Annotated in this window: 10 protein-coding genes; 1 reads left to right on the plus strand and 9 read right to left on the minus strand. The window is 67.7% G+C overall.

The genetic code is table 11. From position 1 onward, the window contains the following. Positions 1 to 26: 26 nt before the first annotated feature. The 7 genes from ACIOMQ_RS11000 to ngcE all read right to left on the minus strand — a co-directional run bounded on the left by ACIOMQ_RS11000 (position 27) and on the right by ngcE (position 8,456). Complete coding sequence (locus tag ACIOMQ_RS11000) at positions 27 to 1,340, minus strand: sugar ABC transporter permease (RefSeq protein WP_402188647.1); 1,314 nt, start codon at positions 1,338 to 1,340, stop codon at positions 27 to 29. Further along, positions 1,337 to 2,131, minus strand: coding sequence for an ATP-binding cassette domain-containing protein (locus tag ACIOMQ_RS11005; RefSeq protein ID WP_401263629.1), 795 nt, complete (start codon positions 2,129 to 2,131; stop codon positions 1,337 to 1,339). The genes ACIOMQ_RS11000 and ACIOMQ_RS11005 overlap by 4 nt, the downstream gene beginning before the upstream one ends. A gap of 264 nt (positions 2,132 to 2,395) precedes the next feature. After that, on the minus strand, positions 2,396 to 3,493 hold the full coding sequence (locus ACIOMQ_RS11010; protein WP_362209945.1) for a substrate-binding domain-containing protein: 1,098 nt from the start codon (positions 3,491 to 3,493) through the stop codon (positions 2,396 to 2,398). 122 nt (positions 3,494 to 3,615) lie between these two features. Further along, the gene (locus ACIOMQ_RS11015) at positions 3,616 to 4,815 is read right to left on the minus strand and encodes an ROK family protein (protein ID WP_402188649.1); all 1,200 of its coding nucleotides are present in this window, start codon (positions 4,813 to 4,815) and stop codon (positions 3,616 to 3,618) included. A gap of 209 nt (positions 4,816 to 5,024) precedes the next feature. Next, positions 5,025 to 5,942, minus strand: a complete 918-nt coding sequence (locus ACIOMQ_RS11020; protein WP_362209940.1) for a carbohydrate ABC transporter permease — start codon at positions 5,940 to 5,942, stop codon at positions 5,025 to 5,027. A gap of 91 nt (positions 5,943 to 6,033) precedes the next feature. After that, on the minus strand, positions 6,034 to 6,957 hold the full coding sequence (locus ACIOMQ_RS11025; protein WP_362209937.1) for a sugar ABC transporter permease: 924 nt from the start codon (positions 6,955 to 6,957) through the stop codon (positions 6,034 to 6,036). A 50-nt stretch (positions 6,958 to 7,007) separates the two neighbouring features. Next, positions 7,008 to 8,456 carry an N-acetylglucosamine/diacetylchitobiose ABC transporter substrate-binding protein gene (gene ngcE, locus ACIOMQ_RS11030; protein ID WP_362209935.1) on the minus strand — a complete coding sequence of 483 codons (1,449 nt, stop codon included), beginning with the start codon at positions 8,454 to 8,456 and terminating at the stop codon, positions 7,008 to 7,010. A 501-nt stretch (positions 8,457 to 8,957) separates the two neighbouring features. Between ngcE and ACIOMQ_RS11035 the strand changes: the two genes are divergently transcribed. Continuing rightward, on the plus strand, positions 8,958 to 12,803 hold the full coding sequence (locus ACIOMQ_RS11035) for a GH92 family glycosyl hydrolase (RefSeq protein WP_402188652.1): 3,846 nt from the start codon (positions 8,958 to 8,960) through the stop codon (positions 12,801 to 12,803). 99 nt (positions 12,804 to 12,902) lie between these two features. On the opposite strand, the gene ACIOMQ_RS11040 is transcribed toward ACIOMQ_RS11035, so the two are convergent. Next, positions 12,903 to 13,553: a histidine phosphatase family protein gene (locus ACIOMQ_RS11040; protein WP_362209954.1), complete on the minus strand. Its 651-nt coding sequence runs from the start codon at positions 13,551 to 13,553 to the stop codon at positions 12,903 to 12,905. Positions 13,554 to 13,940: 387 nt separating this feature from the next. Then, complete coding sequence (gene acnA, locus ACIOMQ_RS11045; protein WP_362209928.1) at positions 13,941 to 16,661, minus strand: aconitate hydratase AcnA; 2,721 nt, start codon at positions 16,659 to 16,661, stop codon at positions 13,941 to 13,943. Positions 16,662 to 16,698: the final 37 nt, after the last annotated feature.

The raw sequence follows: 16,698 nt of genomic DNA on the forward strand, positions 1-16,698 counted from the left end.
GGGCACTGGTGCGGGCGGGCGTGATGTCACGCGCGGCCTGCGGTCTTCTGGGTGCGGCGGGAGACCGAGTCGATGACCACGGCGGCCAGCAGAACAGCGCCGGTGATCATGTACTGAATGGCGTTCGCCATACCGATCATGTTCAGGCCCTGCTGGATCGACTGGATCACGATCATGCCGAGGAGCGCGGACCAGACCTTGCCCCGGCCGCCGAAGAGGCTGGTGCCGCCGATGACGGCGGCCGCGATGACCAGCATCAGCGTATTGCCGCCGCCGACGCTCTTGGTGGCGCCGCCGGAGAGGCTGGCGATGAAGAGTCCGCCGAAGGCGCCCAGCATTCCGGAGAGCGCGAAGACGGTGATCCGGATCCGGTCGACGTTGATGCCGGCGCGGCGCGCGGCCTCCGGGTTGCCGCCCACCGCGAAGACCTGTCGGCCGAAGGTGGTCCGGCGGGCCACGAAGTCCGCGACGACCAGCACGGCGAGGAAGAGCACCAGGGCCAGCGGCAGACCACGGGCGCCGGAGGGCTCGTTCAGGACGTACGCGACGGCGAAGCACAGGATCGCGACGACGCCCGTGCGGAGCAGGACCTCGGTGGTGGGACGGGCCGGCAGGCCCGCGGCCCCGCGGCGCCGGCTGTCCAGCAGGAGCGACCCGGCGTAGGCGAGGACGGCGACCAGGGCGACACCGTACGCGACGGCCTTGTCCTCGAAGAAGTAGTTGGTGAGGTTCTCGACGATGCTGCCGGACGGCGTGTTGATCGAGCCCTCACCGCCCATCATCCACTCCTGCAGACCGCTCCAGCCGAGGAAACCCGCCAGGGTGACGACGAAGGCCGGCACCCCGATCTTGGCGAAGAAGAAGCCGTGCAGCGCGCCGAGCACCATGCCGGAGAGCACCGCGGCGACCACCGCCGACCAGTCGTTCCAGCCGTGGTTGACGTTGAGCACGGCCCAGACGGCCGCGCCGACACCGGCGACCGAGCCGACGGACAGGTCGATCTCGCCGAGCAGCAGCACGAAGACGATGCCTACCGCCATGATGCCGAGGCCGGAGCTGTAGACGGCGACGTTGGCGATGGAGCTGGCGGAGAGGAAGTTGCTGTTCTGGAGCTGGAAGACGACCGCGATGACGATCAGGCCGACGAGGACCGGCAGTGAGCCGAGCTCGCCGCCGCGCACCTTGCGGGTGAACTCGGACCAGTAGCCCTTGAAGCCCTCCTCGCGGACGAGCAGGCGCGGGTCCACCGCGGGGACGGGGGCCGCCGACAGCTCGGCCTCGGTTGTCGCCGCGGCGGGCTTGTCGGTGGCGCTTTTGGGGGTCTTGGCGAGGTCGCTCACTTCGCGTCCTCCTTCGTGGCTGTGCGGGCCTGGCGGCGCGTGACGGCGTTGTCCGTGGCACCGGTGATCGCGGAGATGACCTCCTCGTGGGACGTGGTCGCCACGTCGAAGACCCCGTTGTTGCGGCCCAGCCGCAGCACCGCCACCTTGTCGGCGACGGCGCGCACGTCGGCCATGTTGTGGCTGATGAGGATGACGCCGTGGCCGCGCTCGCGCAGCCGCTCGACGAGGTCGAGGACCTGGGCGGTCTGCTCGACGCCGAGGGCGGCGGTCGGTTCGTCGAGGATGACGACCTTGGGGTCACCGATCAGGGCGCGGGCGATGGCCACGACCTGGCGCTGACCGCCGGAGAGCGAGGCGACCGGGATACGGACGCTGGGTATCCGGATGGACAGCGTGTCGAGCAGTTCCTTGGCGCGCTTCTCCATCCCGATCTCGTCGAGGACGGCGGCCTTGCGCAGTTCGCTGCCGAGGAAGAGGTTGGCGACGACATCGAGGTTGTCGCAGAGCGCCAAGTCCTGGTAGACGGTGGCAACTCCGAGCTCCTGGGCGTCGTTCGGCCGGTTGATGCGGACCGCTTCGCCCTCCCACTCGATGGCGCCTTCGTCGATCGGGTGGACACCCGAAATGGTCTTGACGAGGGTCGACTTGCCGGCGCCGTTGTCGCCGACCAGGGCGACCACTTCGCCGGAGCGAATCTCCAGGTCCACATCGGTGAGCGCCTGGACGGCGCCGAACCGCTTGGAGATTCCGCGCAACGCCAGCACGGGCGTAGCGGACACGTGAATCATCTCCTTCGCCGCCTGACCGGCGGGGATGGTACTGCTGAGCACAGGGGCGGAGCCGGTCGCCGGACCACCGGGGCGACCGGGGGGGTGCCCTCGGAGCGCCGTCGCCCGGGGACGACCGTGCGCCGAGGTCCGGAACCGGGGGTCCGGGGTCCGGGGTCCGTGAGAAGTCCGGAACCGGTGAGAAGTCCGGCGCCCGCCCCTGCTGCGGGGCATGTGACGGGGCGGGTGCCGGACCGGACCGGGGGGACGCCTGCCGACGGGTGACTACTTGATGCCGGCGGCGTCGCAGGCCGCCTTGTACTGGGCGGTGCAGATCTCCTCGACCTTGTAGACCTTGTCCGCGACGATCGTGGACGCGATGTTGTCCTTGGTCACGACCGAGGCGTCGTAGAGCTTCGACGGGGTGCCCTTGAACTCGCCGGAGATGCTGTCGACCTTGACCGGGGTCAGGTCGTCGATCTTCTCGCCCTTGAGCAGCCGGACGGCGATCTCGGCGGTGGTCTCGGCCTCCGGCTTGATCTGCTTGTAGATCGAGAATGCCTGCTCGCCCGCGAGGATGCGCTGCAGACCGGCGAGCTCGGAGTCCTGGCCGCCGACCGGGATCTTCACGCCCTGCTTCTTCAGGGCGGTGATGATGCCGCCGGCCATGCCGTCGTTGGCGGAGTAGACGCCCTGGAAGCCGTTCTTGCCCAGGGAGTCGATCGCCGCTCCCATCTTCTTGTTGGCCTCGTCGGCCGACCAGTCCGGGATGTCCTGCTCGTAGACGACCTTCTTGACCTGCTTGTCGAGGACGCTGTGCGCGCCCCTCTTGAAGAAGGGGGCGTTCGGGTCGGTCGGCGAGCCGTTGATCATGACAACGTTGCTGTCCTTGGCCTTGGCGCCGAGCGCCTTGACCAGTGCCTCGCCCTGGAGCTGGCCGATCTTCTCGTTGTCGTACGAGACGTAGGCGGAGATCGGACCCTCGGCCAGACGGTCGTACGCGACGACCTTGACGTCCTTCTTCGCGGCCTGCTCGACCCAGGACTTCGCGGCCTTGTAGTCGACGGTGTCCAGGATGATGACCTTCACGCCCTGCGTGACGAGCGCGTCGAACTGCTTCTTCTGGGTCTCGCTGTCCTGCGCGGCGTTGTTGTACTTGACGTCGCAGTCGGAGCACAGCGCCTCGATCTTCGCCTCCATGATGGGGCGGTCGAAGGTCTCGTAGCGCGTGGTCTTGTTCTCCGGAAGGAGCAGGCCGATGGTCTTGCTGTCGCCGCCGCTGCCGGAGTCCTTGTCGTCGCCGGCCTTGCCACACGCCGCGAGGGAGACGGCCATGGAGAGTGCGGCCGTGCCTATGACAATGCGTCGCGTCGTTGCATTCATTACGGGTTGCCTCCCTGACGAGGCCGCGACGTTGCGGCCGAGGTGGCTGGCAGTCAACTCGGCTGCGCCGTCAGCGTCAAGGAGTAAATTCTTAACGAGATGACAACGGTGCCATTCGTTATCTAAGTGAAGGCAGGAGTCGCCGTCGACAGGGTGCTCTCCAAAAGGGTTGAATCCCCCATCTCGCTCAGCACCAGGGCCAGCGCACCCAACACCTCGGCCCGGCCGCCGAGCGCCCCGGGCAGCACCGAGAGCTGCCGGGCGGCGCTGGGAATGGCGTAGCGGGAGACCGAGTCGCGGATCGGTGCGAGCACCAACTCGCCCGCCTCGGCCAGCGATCCGCCGAGCACCACCCGGCTGGGGTTGAGGAGATTGCAGAGATTGGCCACCCCGCTGCCGATGTGGCGCCCGACGTCCCCGATCACCCGCCGGCAGCCCGGATCGCCCTCCCGGGCCAGCCGCACCACCCGTTCCATGGTGAGATCGGGGCCGTGACTGGGCTGGAGCAGCGGCAGGACGTAGCGCGCGGCCGTGAACGTCTCCAGGCATCCCCGGTTGCCGCAGCGGCAGACCGGGCCCGATTCGTCGAGCGTGATGTGCCCGATCTCGCCTGCCGTGCCGCCCGGCCCCCGGTAGATGCGCCCGTCGATCACCAGACCGGCGCCGACACCGCTGGCGACCTTGATGTACGCGAGGTCCTTGACCCCCCGGCCGCTCCCCCAGACCAGCTCGCCGAGCGCGCCGAGGTTGGCGTCGTTGTCGACGTACACCGGCACACCGAGCCGGCCCGTGAGCTCCTCGCTGGGGTTGATGCCCGTCCAGCCCGGCAGGATCGACGTGGAGCCCAGCGTGCCGGACTCGACGTCGATCGGGCCGGGAACACCGAGGCCGACCCCGATCACCTTGTCCGGGCTGATCCCGGTCGCCTCGACGAGTCGTTTGACCAGCCGTTCCGCCCGTCCGAACCCCTCCGCCGCCGAGGCGTCGACATCCATCGGCTCGGACTCCTCGGCGAGCACCTGGTGGGCGAGGTTGCCGATCGCCACCCTCAGGTGCGTATGGCCGAAGTCGACGCCGACCACGATGCCGGCGTCACCGCTGAGCGAGACGCTGCGGGCCCGGCGTCCGCCCGCCGAGGTGGGGGTCACCTCGACCGTGCCGCCTTCCTTCAGTTCGCGAACGATGTTGGAGACGGTGGCCGCCGAGAGGCCGGTGCTCCGTGCGATCTCCGCCTGGGTGAGTGAGCCCGCCATGCGTACCGCGCGCACGACCCGCTCAAGGTTGGCGCGATGCAGAGATGTCTGCGACCCCGGAGTCTCCATCGACTCTCTCACTCCTACCGTTTTCTCTAACATGTGAACTCTAAGCTGAGCGTTTTGGTGCACTCCCCGTCAAGACCTTGAGCATGCGAAGCCCCGGATGAGCGCGGCGCCCGCGTCCGGGGCACCGTCCCGCACACGCGAACCGCCCGCCGGCGGATGGCCGGCGGGCGGTTCGTGTGGGTGCAGAGGTGTACGGAGCTTCCCGGGTGCTACTTCACCGCACCCGCGGTGAGCCCGGCGACGACCTGGCGCTGGAAGATGATGTAGGCCGCGAGGACCGGCAGCATCGCCATCACCAGACCGGCGAAGAGACCGGACCAGTCGCCCTTGTATCCCTGGCTGGTGGCCAGCTCGACGAGGCCCTGGGAGAGCACCCGGTAGTTCGGATCGGTGTTGAGCACCGTCGGCAGCATGTACTGGTTCCACTGCCCGAGGAAGTTGAAGATACCGACGCTGATCAGGCCGGGCTTCGCCATCGGGAGCATCACCTGGAAGAACGTCCGGCTGTGCGAGGCCCCGTCGAGCATCGCCGCCTCCGCCACCGAGCTCGGCAGCGTCCGGAAGAACGAGGTGAGGAAGAAGACGGTGAACGGCAGCGAATACGCGATGTAGACCAGGATCAGTCCGTGCCGCGTGTTCAGCAGGCCCATGTTGTTCATGACGAAGAACAGCGGGACCAGCGCCAGGATGATCGGGAAGCTCATCCCGCCGATGAACAGGTAGTAGATGAAGCGGTTGCCGGGAAACTCGAACCGCGCCAGGACGTACGCCGCCATCGACCCGAGCAGCAGGGTGCCGACGAGCGAGCAGCCCACCACCACGACCGTGTTGAAGAAGTAGTCGCTCATGTGCGCCTGGCTCCAGGCGCGGGACCAGTTCTCGAAGTGCAGTTTGTCGGGCAGCGCCCAGGGCGTCGACAGGATCGAGTCGTCGGTCTTGAACGACGCCATGACCGCCCAGAGCAGCGGCATGACGACCAGGATCGCCCAGATGATCAGCACACCGTGCGAGAAGACATTGAGGACGTGGCCCTCGCTGCTCTTCTCCTTGGCGGCGGGTGCGGGCGCCTTGGCGACCGGAGCCGGGTCCGCTGCCGGGACCGCGGGAGGGGTGTCAGTCGTCTTCACGTGTACTCACCTCGTACTGTCGAGCCGGACACGGAGACCGACCTGTGGTGCCTGCTGGGGGTCCGGGGGTCGTCTCCCGGGAGTCGCAGCATCAGAACTCCAGCCGCTCGCGCCGGCCCAGTCGCATCACGATGGCGGCGAAGGCCATGGTGACGACGAGCAGTCCGACACCGATCGTCGTCGCGTAGCCGGCCTGCCCGTCGCGGAAGGCCGTCTGGTACACGTACAGCGGCAGGACCGTGGTCGAGTAGTCGGGACCACCCGGGCCCACGGTCATGACCTGTACGGCGGTGAACGCCTCCACGCCGAGGGCCAGGATCCCCATGTAGACCCAGCCCGACTGCACCGTGTCCCAGAGCAGTGGCAGCGTGATCCGGAAGAACGTGGTGAAGCGGTTGGCACCGTCGAGGAGCGCCGCCTCGTAGAAGTCCTTCGGGATGGACGCCATACCGGCCGAGAACAGGACGACGAAGAATCCGACCGTCGACCAGACCAGTACCGACATGACGCAGATGAGTGCGAGGTTCGGATCGCCGAGCCAGTCCGGCTGGACGGATCCCAGGCCGATCGTCTTCAGTGTCGAATTCAGCATCCCGCTGGTGGGATTGAAAGCGAACTGGAAGAGCAGGGCGACGATGACGATCGACAGCACCTGCGGGAAGAAGTAGGCGATCTTGTAGAACCCCGAGCCGCGTACGCCGGAGACCGCGGCGTTCTTGCGCCGTCGGCCCCCGACATTGAGCATGAAGGCGAAGAACAGCGCCAGGCCCAACGTCACCAGCGGCAGCAGCAGCACGAGCAGCACGCTGTGCTGCAACGACTTCCAGAAGATGTCGTCCTTCAGCATCCTCGTGTAGTTGTCGAACCCGACCATCTTGAAGTCCGGGCTCAGACCGGTCCAGTCCGTGAACGAGTAGTAGATCGACTGGATGAACGGCCAAATGACGAAGACCGCGTACAACGCGAGTGGGACTACCAAGAACCCCACGATGAAACGGTACTTGCCGTGCTGCATCGTTTACCGACCCCGATCTTTCCGCGGGTGCCGCCGCTGGTGACGGTTGCTCACTGGTGCTTGTAGTGCTTGATGGACTGGTCCTTGGCCGCCGCGTCGGCGAAGGCCTGGATCTTCTTGATGGCTTCCGCCGGGGTCGCGCGGCCGGCCATCATCTCGCCGATACCGGCGACACCGATCTGCTCCTTCTGAAGCTTCACGTACCAGTCCTGCAGACGCGGGTTCACCACGTTGTCGCCGGCCTTCTTCAGCGAGTCGACACCGGACTGCATGGCGGTCGACAGGGTCAGGCCGTCGGTGCCGCCGTTGAAGGCGCTGAGCGACTTGACCTGCTTGGTGAAGTTCTTCGAGGACTCCTCGGAGAGCATGATGCGCAGCTGCTCCATGCCGCCCTCGGGGTTCTTCGCGTTGGCCGGGACGATGAAGGGCTCGCCGCCGGACGCCCAGATGGTGCCGAACGGCATCTTGTCGGACGAGTCCAGGCTGGACGGCGCCGCGACCATCATCTTGAAGTCCTTGGGCGTGGTCGGCGCCGCCTCGTTCTCCACCCACGAACCGTTCGGGAGGAAGAGCGCCTTGCCCTTGGTCCACTCGGTCTGCGACTGGATGTGGGTCAGGCCGGGGGTGCCCTTGAGGATGTACCCCTTCTGGTACAGCTCGTAGTACGCCTCGAACGCCGCCTTGACCGCGGGGTCCTTCCAGGCGTTGGGCTCCAGGTTGTCGATCTTGTCGAGAACCTCCCGGCCACCGATCTTGGCGATGAACGGATAGAGCGAGAACGGCAGGTAGTACGGGTACTTGCCGGCGTACGTCCAGCCGGCGATGCCCTTCTTCTTCGCCTTCGCGCAGAGGGCGAGCATGTCGTCCCAGTTCTCGGGGTACTGCGCGTCGAGGTTGTCGAGCGCGGTCTGCGAGTACCAGACGCCGTACACGGTGTACGCGTAGTACATGATCCAGACCGGGTCGCCGTCGAACTGGCCCATCTCCAGGACACCGGGGCGCAGCGTGTCGCGGACCTTCTTGGACGGGTCGTCGATGGACGGGGCGTCCATCAGCGGTGTCAGGTCCAGCAGCTGCTTCTTGCCGACCAGGACACCCATGTCCATCTGCTCGGCGCCGGAGTTGTCGATCAGGTCCGGCGGGGTACCACCGTTGAAGCGCGGCTGCAGCTGCGACTGGATCTTCTGGGTCGCGACGTGCTTGACCTTCGGGGCCTTCGGGAACGCCGCGTTGTACTTCTTCTCCGCGTCGATCGCGTACTGCTGACCGAAGCCGCCGTCGAAGATGACCACCTCGAGGGGGGCCGTCTCGTTGACGCCGAGCGGGTTCGTCTTGCTGGTCTTGCCCTTCTCGACCTTCTTGTCGCCACCGCTGTCACTGCTCGCACACGACGACAGGAAGCCCATCGTCGGAACGGTGATCAGACCGAGTGCGGCAGATCGCTTGATCACATCGCGACGGCCAAGGCCCTCATTCTTGTGGGCGGAGGTGGATCCCATGCTCAAGTCCTCGCCTTCTCCAGGACTCAGGCGGTGTGTACCGGTCGCCCGTCGATATTCGCCTCAGGCGAAGGGCCCCGCCACCGCGGTCAGTTGCGCTTGGGTAGTGCTGATTTCAGGCTAGCCATGTGCAGTGGGGGGTTTCGGGAGGCCGGGCAGCGGATGCACTTGTCGTGCCCGCCTTGGTGCCCTCCCCCGTTCCCCCTTGCCCGCGTCGCCGGAAACGGCTGTGCAGACGCCGACAGGTATAGTCCACTTGCGGTCGACTGAGCAAGATCGAATGCAAGTTTGAGCAGCAGTCTTTCCCGAGTTGAGACCTCGCGGATACCTGGACCCCGTGCGCCCCGATCCGGGTGTAACGATTTCCGCATTCCGGTCGATTCTGCTGGCGTCTCACACCCAACACCCTTGACACATCCCGGCACTTGGCTCCCTACTGGACCTTGCGCAGCTCCCTGACAACGTTGTCCAGGCGCACTTCCTCGGGAGGAATCGCTCGGCATGCAGCCCCGACATGGTTCTCGCAAGAGACAAAGCCGTACGGCCGCGCTGATCGCGGCTTCACTGGTTCTGGTCGCGACCGCCCCCACCGCGGCCGCCGCGCAGTCGGCACGGACAGGAGAAAAGGGCCAAGCCCCCTTGGGGGAGCGAACATTCAGCTCTTCCTTCGAAGCGGACGAAAAGCAGCCGGATTGGCGCAACACCGTCGAAGAAGGCCCTGACGGAAAGAAGCGGTCATCAGGTGTCGATGGCGGATTCTCCACAGGAATACCGGGCAATGTCACCGACAAGGTGACGGACGTCCGCGCCGACGGCGAGAACACCGGCGGCGGGGAGGTGAAGGAGAACCTGATCGACGGGGAGCCCGGCACCAAGTGGCTGACCTTCGCCCCCACCGGCTGGGCCGAGTTCGATCTCGTCGAACCGGTCGAGGTCGTGACCTACGCGCTGACGTCGGCCAATGACCACGCCGAGCGCGACCCGAAGGACTGGGCCCTGCAGGGCTCCACCGACGGCAAGACCTGGAAGGATCTGGACTCCCGGACCGGCCAGACCTTCGCCGAGCGGTTCCAGACGAAGTCGTACGATTTCACATCTGACACCGCATACCAGCACTACCGCCTGCGGATCACGAAGAACAACGGCGCCTCCGACGCGACCCAGCTCGCCGACGTCCAGTTCTCCGACGGCAACACCTCGGTACCGGCTCCCGACTCGATGCGCAGCCAGGCCGACCGCGGCCCGTCCGGCTCCCCCACCGCCAAGGCGGGCGTGGGCTTCACGGGCCGGAAGGCCCTGCGGTACGCCGGTACGCACAAGGCTGACGGCCGGGCCTACTCGTACAACAAGATCTTCGATGTGAACACGGCTGTCACCCGTGACACCTCACTCTCCTATCTGATCTACCCCCAGATGGGCGAGACGGACCTCTCGTACCCGGCGACGCATGTCTCGGTGGACCTGGCGTTCACCGACGGCACGTATCTGAGCGATCTGCGGGCCACCGACAGCAACGGCGGCCTGCTCACCCCGCAGGGCCAGGCCGATGCCAAACGGCTGTACGTCAACCAGTGGAACAAGGTCGACTCGGCGATCGGCACGGTCGCGGCGGGCAGGACCGTCGACCGGATTCTGGTGGCGTACGACTCCCCGAAGGGCCCGGCGAAGTTCCAGGGCTGGATCGACGACATCAAGATCGCCCCCAAGGCACCCGAGAAGCGCCGCCCGCACCTCTCCGACTACGCGTCGACGGTCCGCGGCACCAACTCCAGCGGTGGTTTCTCGCGCGGCAACAACTTCCCCGCCACCGCGCTCCCCAACGGCTTCAACTTCTGGACGCCGGTCACCAACGCCGGATCGACGAGCTGGCTGTACGACTACGCGCGCGGCAACAACGACGACAACCTGCCCACGCTCCAGGCCTTCAGCGCCAGCCACGAGCCGAGCCCCTGGATGGGCGACCGGCAGACCTTCCAGCTGATGCCGTCGGCGGTCTCCGGCGCCCCGGACGCCTCACGCACGGCGCGTGCGCTGCCGTTCCACCACGAGAACGAGACGGCGAAGCCGCACTACTACGGTGTCACCTTCGACAACGGCCTCAAGGCGGAGATGACACCGTCCGACCACGCGGCCCGGATGCGGTTCACCTACCCCGGTGACGACGCGAGCGTCGTCTTCGACAACGTCTCCAACGACGGCGGGCTCACCCTCGACCCGGGCACCAGCTCCTTCACCGGTTTCTCCGACGTGAAGAGCGGCGGCTCGACCGGCGCGACCCGCCTCTTCGTCTACGGCGTCTTCGACGCTCCCGTCACCGCGAGCGGCAAGCTGTCCGGCGGCGGTGGCGACGATGTCACGGGCTACCTCCGCTTCGACGCGGGCAGGGACCGCACGGTGGATCTGCGCCTGGCGACCTCGCTGATCAGCGTCGACCAGGCGAAGCGGAACCTCGCCGCGGAGATCCCCGCCGCCCGTTCCTTCGGCCGGGTCGAGGACCGGGCGCAGCGGGCCTGGGACGGCATCCTGGGCAAGGTGGAGGTCGAGGGCGCCACGGCCGACCAGCTGACCACCCTGTACTCCAGCCTGTACCGGCTGTATCTGTACCCGAACTCGGGCTTCGAGAAGGTCGGTGGCAAGGACAAGTACGCGAGCCCCTTCTCCCCGCAGGTCGGCTCCGACACCCCGACCCACACGGGCGCGAAGATCGTCGACGGCAAGGTGTACGTCAACAACGGCTTCTGGGACACCTACCGGACGACGTGGCCCGCGTACTCCCTCCTCACACCGGACAGGGCCGGCGAGATGGTGGACGGCTTCGTCCAGCAGTACAAGGACGGCGGCTGGATCTCCCGCTGGTCGTCCCCCGGCTACTCGGACCTGATGACCGGCACCTCCTCCGACGTCGCGTTCGCGGACGCCTACGTCAAGGGCGTGAAGTTCGACGCCGAGGCGGCGTACGACGCGGCGCTGAAGAACGCCACGGTGGTTCCGCCGTCCTCGGGCGTCGGCCGCAAGGGCATGGAGACGTCCCCGTTCGTCGGCTACGCGAACACCGCCACGCACGAGGGCCTGTCCTGGTCGCTGGAGGGCTACCTCAACGACTACGGCATCGCGCAGATGGGCCGGGCGCTCTACCGGAAGACGAAGAAGGAGCGGTACAAGGAGGAGTCCGAGTACTTCCTGAACCGCGCCCGCAACTACGTCGGCCTCTTCGACAGCAGGGCCGGCTTCTTCCAGGGCAAGGACGCCAAGGGCGACTGGCGGCTCCCGTCGGACCAGTACGACCCCCGGGTCTGGGGGTACGACTACACGGAGACCAACGGCTGGGGCTACGCCTTCACGGCCCCGCAGGACAGCCGGGGTCTGGCGAATCTGTACGGCGGGCGCGCCGGCCTGGCGAAGAAGCTCGACACCTACTTCACCACGCCGGAGACGGCCGGCCCCGAATTCGTCGGCTCGTACGGCGGTGTCATCCACGAGATGACGGAGGCGCGTGACGTACGGATGGGGCAGTACGGCCACAGCAACCAGGTCGCACACCATGTCGCCTACATGTACGACGCGGCCTCGCAGCCCTGGAAGACGCAGGAGAAGGTCCGCGAGGTCCTGAGCCGCCTCTACACGGGCAGCGAGATCGGCCAGGGTTACCACGGCGACGAGGACAACGGCGAGCAGTCGGCCTGGTACCTCTTCTCCTCGCTCGGCTTCTACCCGCTCGTCATGGGCAGTGGCGAGTACGCCATCGGCTCCCCGCTCTTCAAGAAGACCACGGTCCACCTGGAGAACGGCCGCGACCTCGTCGTCAGGGCTCCGAAGAACAGCGCGAAGAACATCTACGTCCAGGGTCTGAGGGTCAACGGCAAGAAGTGGACCTCGACTTCACTGCCGCACGACCTGCTGGCCAAGGGCGGGGGGCTGGACTTCGACATGGGCCCGAAGCCGTCGTCGTGGGGCACCGGCAAGGACGCGGCGCCGGTCTCGATCACCACGGACGACAAGGTGGCATCGCCGAAGGCGGACGTGCTGAAGGGCGACGGCGCCCTGTTCGACAACACGTCGGCCACGTCGGCGAAGGTCGCCTCGGTGGACCTGCCGGTGGCCTCGGCCGCGGACGCGGTCCAGTACACGCTGACGTCGGGCGCGGCGGACAAGGCCCCGACGGGCTGGGTCCTCCAGGGCTCGTCGGACGGCACGGCATGGAAGGACCTCGACAAGCGGTCGGGCCAGTCGTTCGCCTGGGACAGGCAGACGAGGGTGTTCTCGGTGAGCGCGCCGGGCCCGTACGCGCACTACCGCCTGGTGTTCGCCGGTGAAGGGACCCTCGCGGAGCTGGAGTTGCTCTCCTGATCCGGTGTTCTGCGCGCCACGGCCGTCGGCCGGTACCCCGCCCCGGGGTGCCGGCCGACGGCCCTCTCACGGGGCAGCCGCGCCACGACGCGGCGGGGCTCACGCCCGGTCCCGCTCCGGGGATTCCGGGACGGCCCCGGGGAACAGGCTCTCGGGCAGGGTCACGTTCAACGCCGTGATCACCGGGTTGCCGTGCTCGGTGCCGAGCCGCGAGACCGCACCCGTGGCGAGCTGGAACAGCGTGCCCTCGGCCGGGGTCAGGCCGAGATAGCGGGCGGTGAGTACGCGCAGGAAGTGGGAGTGGGCGACGAGCGCGATGTCCCCGTCCCCGTCGCGGCCCGCCGCCTCCGCGACGTCGGCCAGCACCCGGTCGGCCCGAACGCCGACCTCGGCGGGTGTCTCCCCGGGGTGCGCCTCGGACCCGGGGGCGACTCCGTCGGTCCACAGATTCCACTCGGGGCGGGTGAGGCGGATCTCGTCGGTGGTCACCCCTTCGTAGCCGCCGTAGTCCCATTCACGCAGCTCGGGGGTGATGCGGGGCGCGGTGAGCCCGGCGAGCTCGGCGGTGCGACGGGCGCGCACCAGAGGGCTGACCAGGGTGAGCGTGATCCGACGGTCGGCGAGCAGCGGCGCCAGGGCGCGGGCCTGTCGTTCGCCCAAGGGGGTCAGCGGCAGATCGGTGTAGCTCGTGTGCTGCCCGGACCGCGACCACTCCGTCTCGCCGTGCCGGATCAGGATCAGCTCGCCCATGGGTGTCATCCGCTCTCTGTGCTGTTCGTGGCCGGTCGTGCCGCGCGCTGCATGGTTTCATGCCTTCCGGTCCACGATGCGGTGGCCGGTACCTCCCTGCGGGTACGGCGTCCCGGTGTCCGGTCACATTCCGTCAGATGCCCCAGCGGAAGGATCGGGACCGCCGGGAAACGGCGTCCGGCCCTCTCGGGCAGTGACGGGACCGCCGGGGAACGGCCTCGGGCCCTCTCGGGCCGTGCCGGACGCCGGACGCCGGACGCGCGCAGTGTGTCAAGCGGTGAAGTGTGTTCCATCGGTAGGGACGGACCGCGGGCGCCGTGCAACGCGAAGGGCCGCACCCCGGGAGACCCGGGATGCGGCCCTTCGGCTCTGCTGCCTGCCTGCTGCCTACTTGCGGATCAGGCTGCGGAGCACGTACTGCATGATGCCGCCGTTGCGGTAGTAGTCCGCCTCACCGGGGGTGTCGATGCGGACGACCGCGTCGAACTCCACACCGGTGTCGGTGGTGACCTTGACCGTGCGCGGCGTGGTGCCGTTGTTCAGCTCGGTCACGCCGGTGAAGGAGAAGGTCTCCTCGCCGGTCAGGCCGAGGGCCTCGGCGCTCGCGCCCTCCGGGAACTGGAGCGGGAGGACGCCCATGCCGATGAGGTTCGAGCGGTGGATGCGCTCGTAGGACTCGGCGATGACGGCCTTGACGCCGAGGAGCGCGGTGCCCTTGGCGGCCCAGTCGCGGGACGAGCCGGAACCGTACTCCTTGCCCGCCAGGATGACGAGCGGGATGCCGGCGGCCTGGTAGTTCTGCGAGGCGTCGTAGATGAACGACACCGGCGCACCTTCATCGGACCGGGTGAAGTCGCGGGTGAAGCCACCCTCGGTGCCCGGGGCGATCTGGTTGCGCAGGCGGATGTTCGCGAAGGTGCCGCGAATCATGACCTCGTGGTTGCCGCGGCGCGAGCCGTAGGAGTTGAAGTCACGGCGCTCGACGCCGTGCTCCGTCAGGTACTTGCCGGCCGGGGTGTCGGCCTTGATCGCACCGGCCGGGGAGATGTGGTCGGTGGTGACCGAGTCGCCCAGCTTGGCGAGCACCCGGGCGCCGGTGATGTCCTCGACCGGGGTCGTCTCCATCGCCATGCCCTCGAAGTACGGGGGCTTGCGCACGTAGGTGGACTGCGGGTCCCACTCGAAGGTGTTGCCGGTCGGGATCGCCAGCGCCTGCCACTGGGCGTCGCCCGCGAAGACGTCCTGGTAGGACTTGTTGAACATGTCCTCGCCGATGGCGTTGGCGACGACGTCGTTCACCTCGGCCTCGGACGGCCAGATGTCCGCGAGGTACACCGGCTTGCCGTCCTGGTCGATGCCCAGGGCGTCCTTGGTGATGTCCACCTTCATCGAACCGGCGAGGGCGTACGCGACGACCAGCGGCGGGGACGCCAGGTAGTTCATCTTGACGTCGGGGTTGATCCGGCCCTCGAAGTTGCGGTTGCCGGAGAGCACCGAGGTCACGGCCAGGTCGTGCTCGTTGACCGCCTTGGAGACCTCCTCCGGCAGCGGACCGGAGTTGCCGATGCAGGTGGTGCAGCCGTAGCCGACGAGGTTGAAGCCGACCTTGTCGAGGTACGGGGTCAGGCCCGCCTTGTCGAAGTAGTCGGTGACGACCTTCGAGCCCGGGGCGAGGGTGGTCTTGACCCACGGCTTGCGGGTCAGGCCCTTCTCGACCGCCTTCTTCGCCACGAGCGCCGCCGCGACCATGACGTACGGGTTCGAGGTGTTGGTGCAGGAGGTGATCGCGGCGACGGTGACGGCGCCGTGGTCGATCTCGTACGACGTGCCGTCGGGGGCCGTGACCGTGGTCGGGCGCGACGGGACACCGTTGGCGGAGGCCGGGGCGTCGGAGGCCGGGAAGGACTCCTTGCCCGCTTCCTCGTCCTCGGACACGTAGTTGCGCACGTCCTGGGCGAACTGCTCCTTGGCGTTCGCGAGGATGATGCGGTCCTGCGGGCGCTTCGGGCCGGCGATCGACGGGACGACCGTCGACAGGTCCAGCTCCAGCTTCTCGGAGAAGTCCGGCTCGGCGGCCGGGTCCAGCCAGAGGCCCTGCTCCTTGGCGTACGCCTCGACGAGCGCGACCTGCTGCTCGTCACGGCCGGTCAGACGCAGGTACTTCAGCGTCTCGTCGTCGATCGGGAAGATCGCGGCGGTGGAGCCGAACTCCGGCGACATGTTGCCGATGGTGGCGCGGTTCGCGAGGGAGGTGGCGGCGACGCCCTCACCGTAGAACTCGACGAACTTGCCGACGACGCCGTGCTTGCGGAGCATCTCGGTGATGGTCAGCACGAGGTCGGTGGCAGTGGTGCCGGCCGGGAGCTCGCCGGTCAGCTTGAAGCCGACGACGCGCGGGATGAGCATGGAGACCGGCTGGCCGAGCATCGCGGCCTCGGCCTCGATGCCGCCGACGCCCCAGCCCAGCACGCCGAGGCCGTTGACCATGGTGGTGTGCGAGTCGGTGCCGACGAGGGTGTCGGGGTACGCCTGGCCGCCCCGCACCATGACCGTACGGGCCAGGTGCTCGATGTTGACCTGGTGGACGATGCCGGTGCCCGGGGGGACGACCTTGAACTCGTCGAAGGCGGTCTGGCCCCAGCGCAGGAACTGGTAGCGCTCCTTGTTGCGGCCGTACTCCAGCTCGACGTTCTGCGCGAACGCGTCGTTGGTGCCGAACTTGTCGGCGATGACGGAGTGGTCGATGACCAGCTCGGCCGGGGCGAGGGGGTTGATCTTGGCCGGGTCGCCGCCCAGCTCCTTGACGGCCTCGCGCATGGTGGCGAGGTCCACGACGCACGGCACACCGGTGAAGTCCTGCATGATCACGCGGGCCGGCGTGAACTGGATCTCCTGGCTGGGCTGCGCCTGGGAGTCCCAGCCGCCGAGCGCCCGGATGTGGTCGGCGGTGATGTTCGCGCCGTCCTCGGTGCGGAGCAGGTTCTCCAGCAGCACCTTCAGGCTGTAAGGGAGGCGCGCGGAGCCCTCGACCTTGTCCAGCTTGAAGATCTCGTACGACTCGTCGCCCACGCGCAGCGTGCTGCGGGCGTCGAAGCTGTTCGCCGACACGACAGTCTCCTTCATCAATGTGCGCGTACTCCGCGCC

The sequence above is a fragment of the Streptomyces sp. NPDC087845 genome, from assembly GCF_044742755.1.
Lineage (GTDB): Bacteria > Actinomycetota > Actinomycetes > Streptomycetales > Streptomycetaceae > Streptomyces.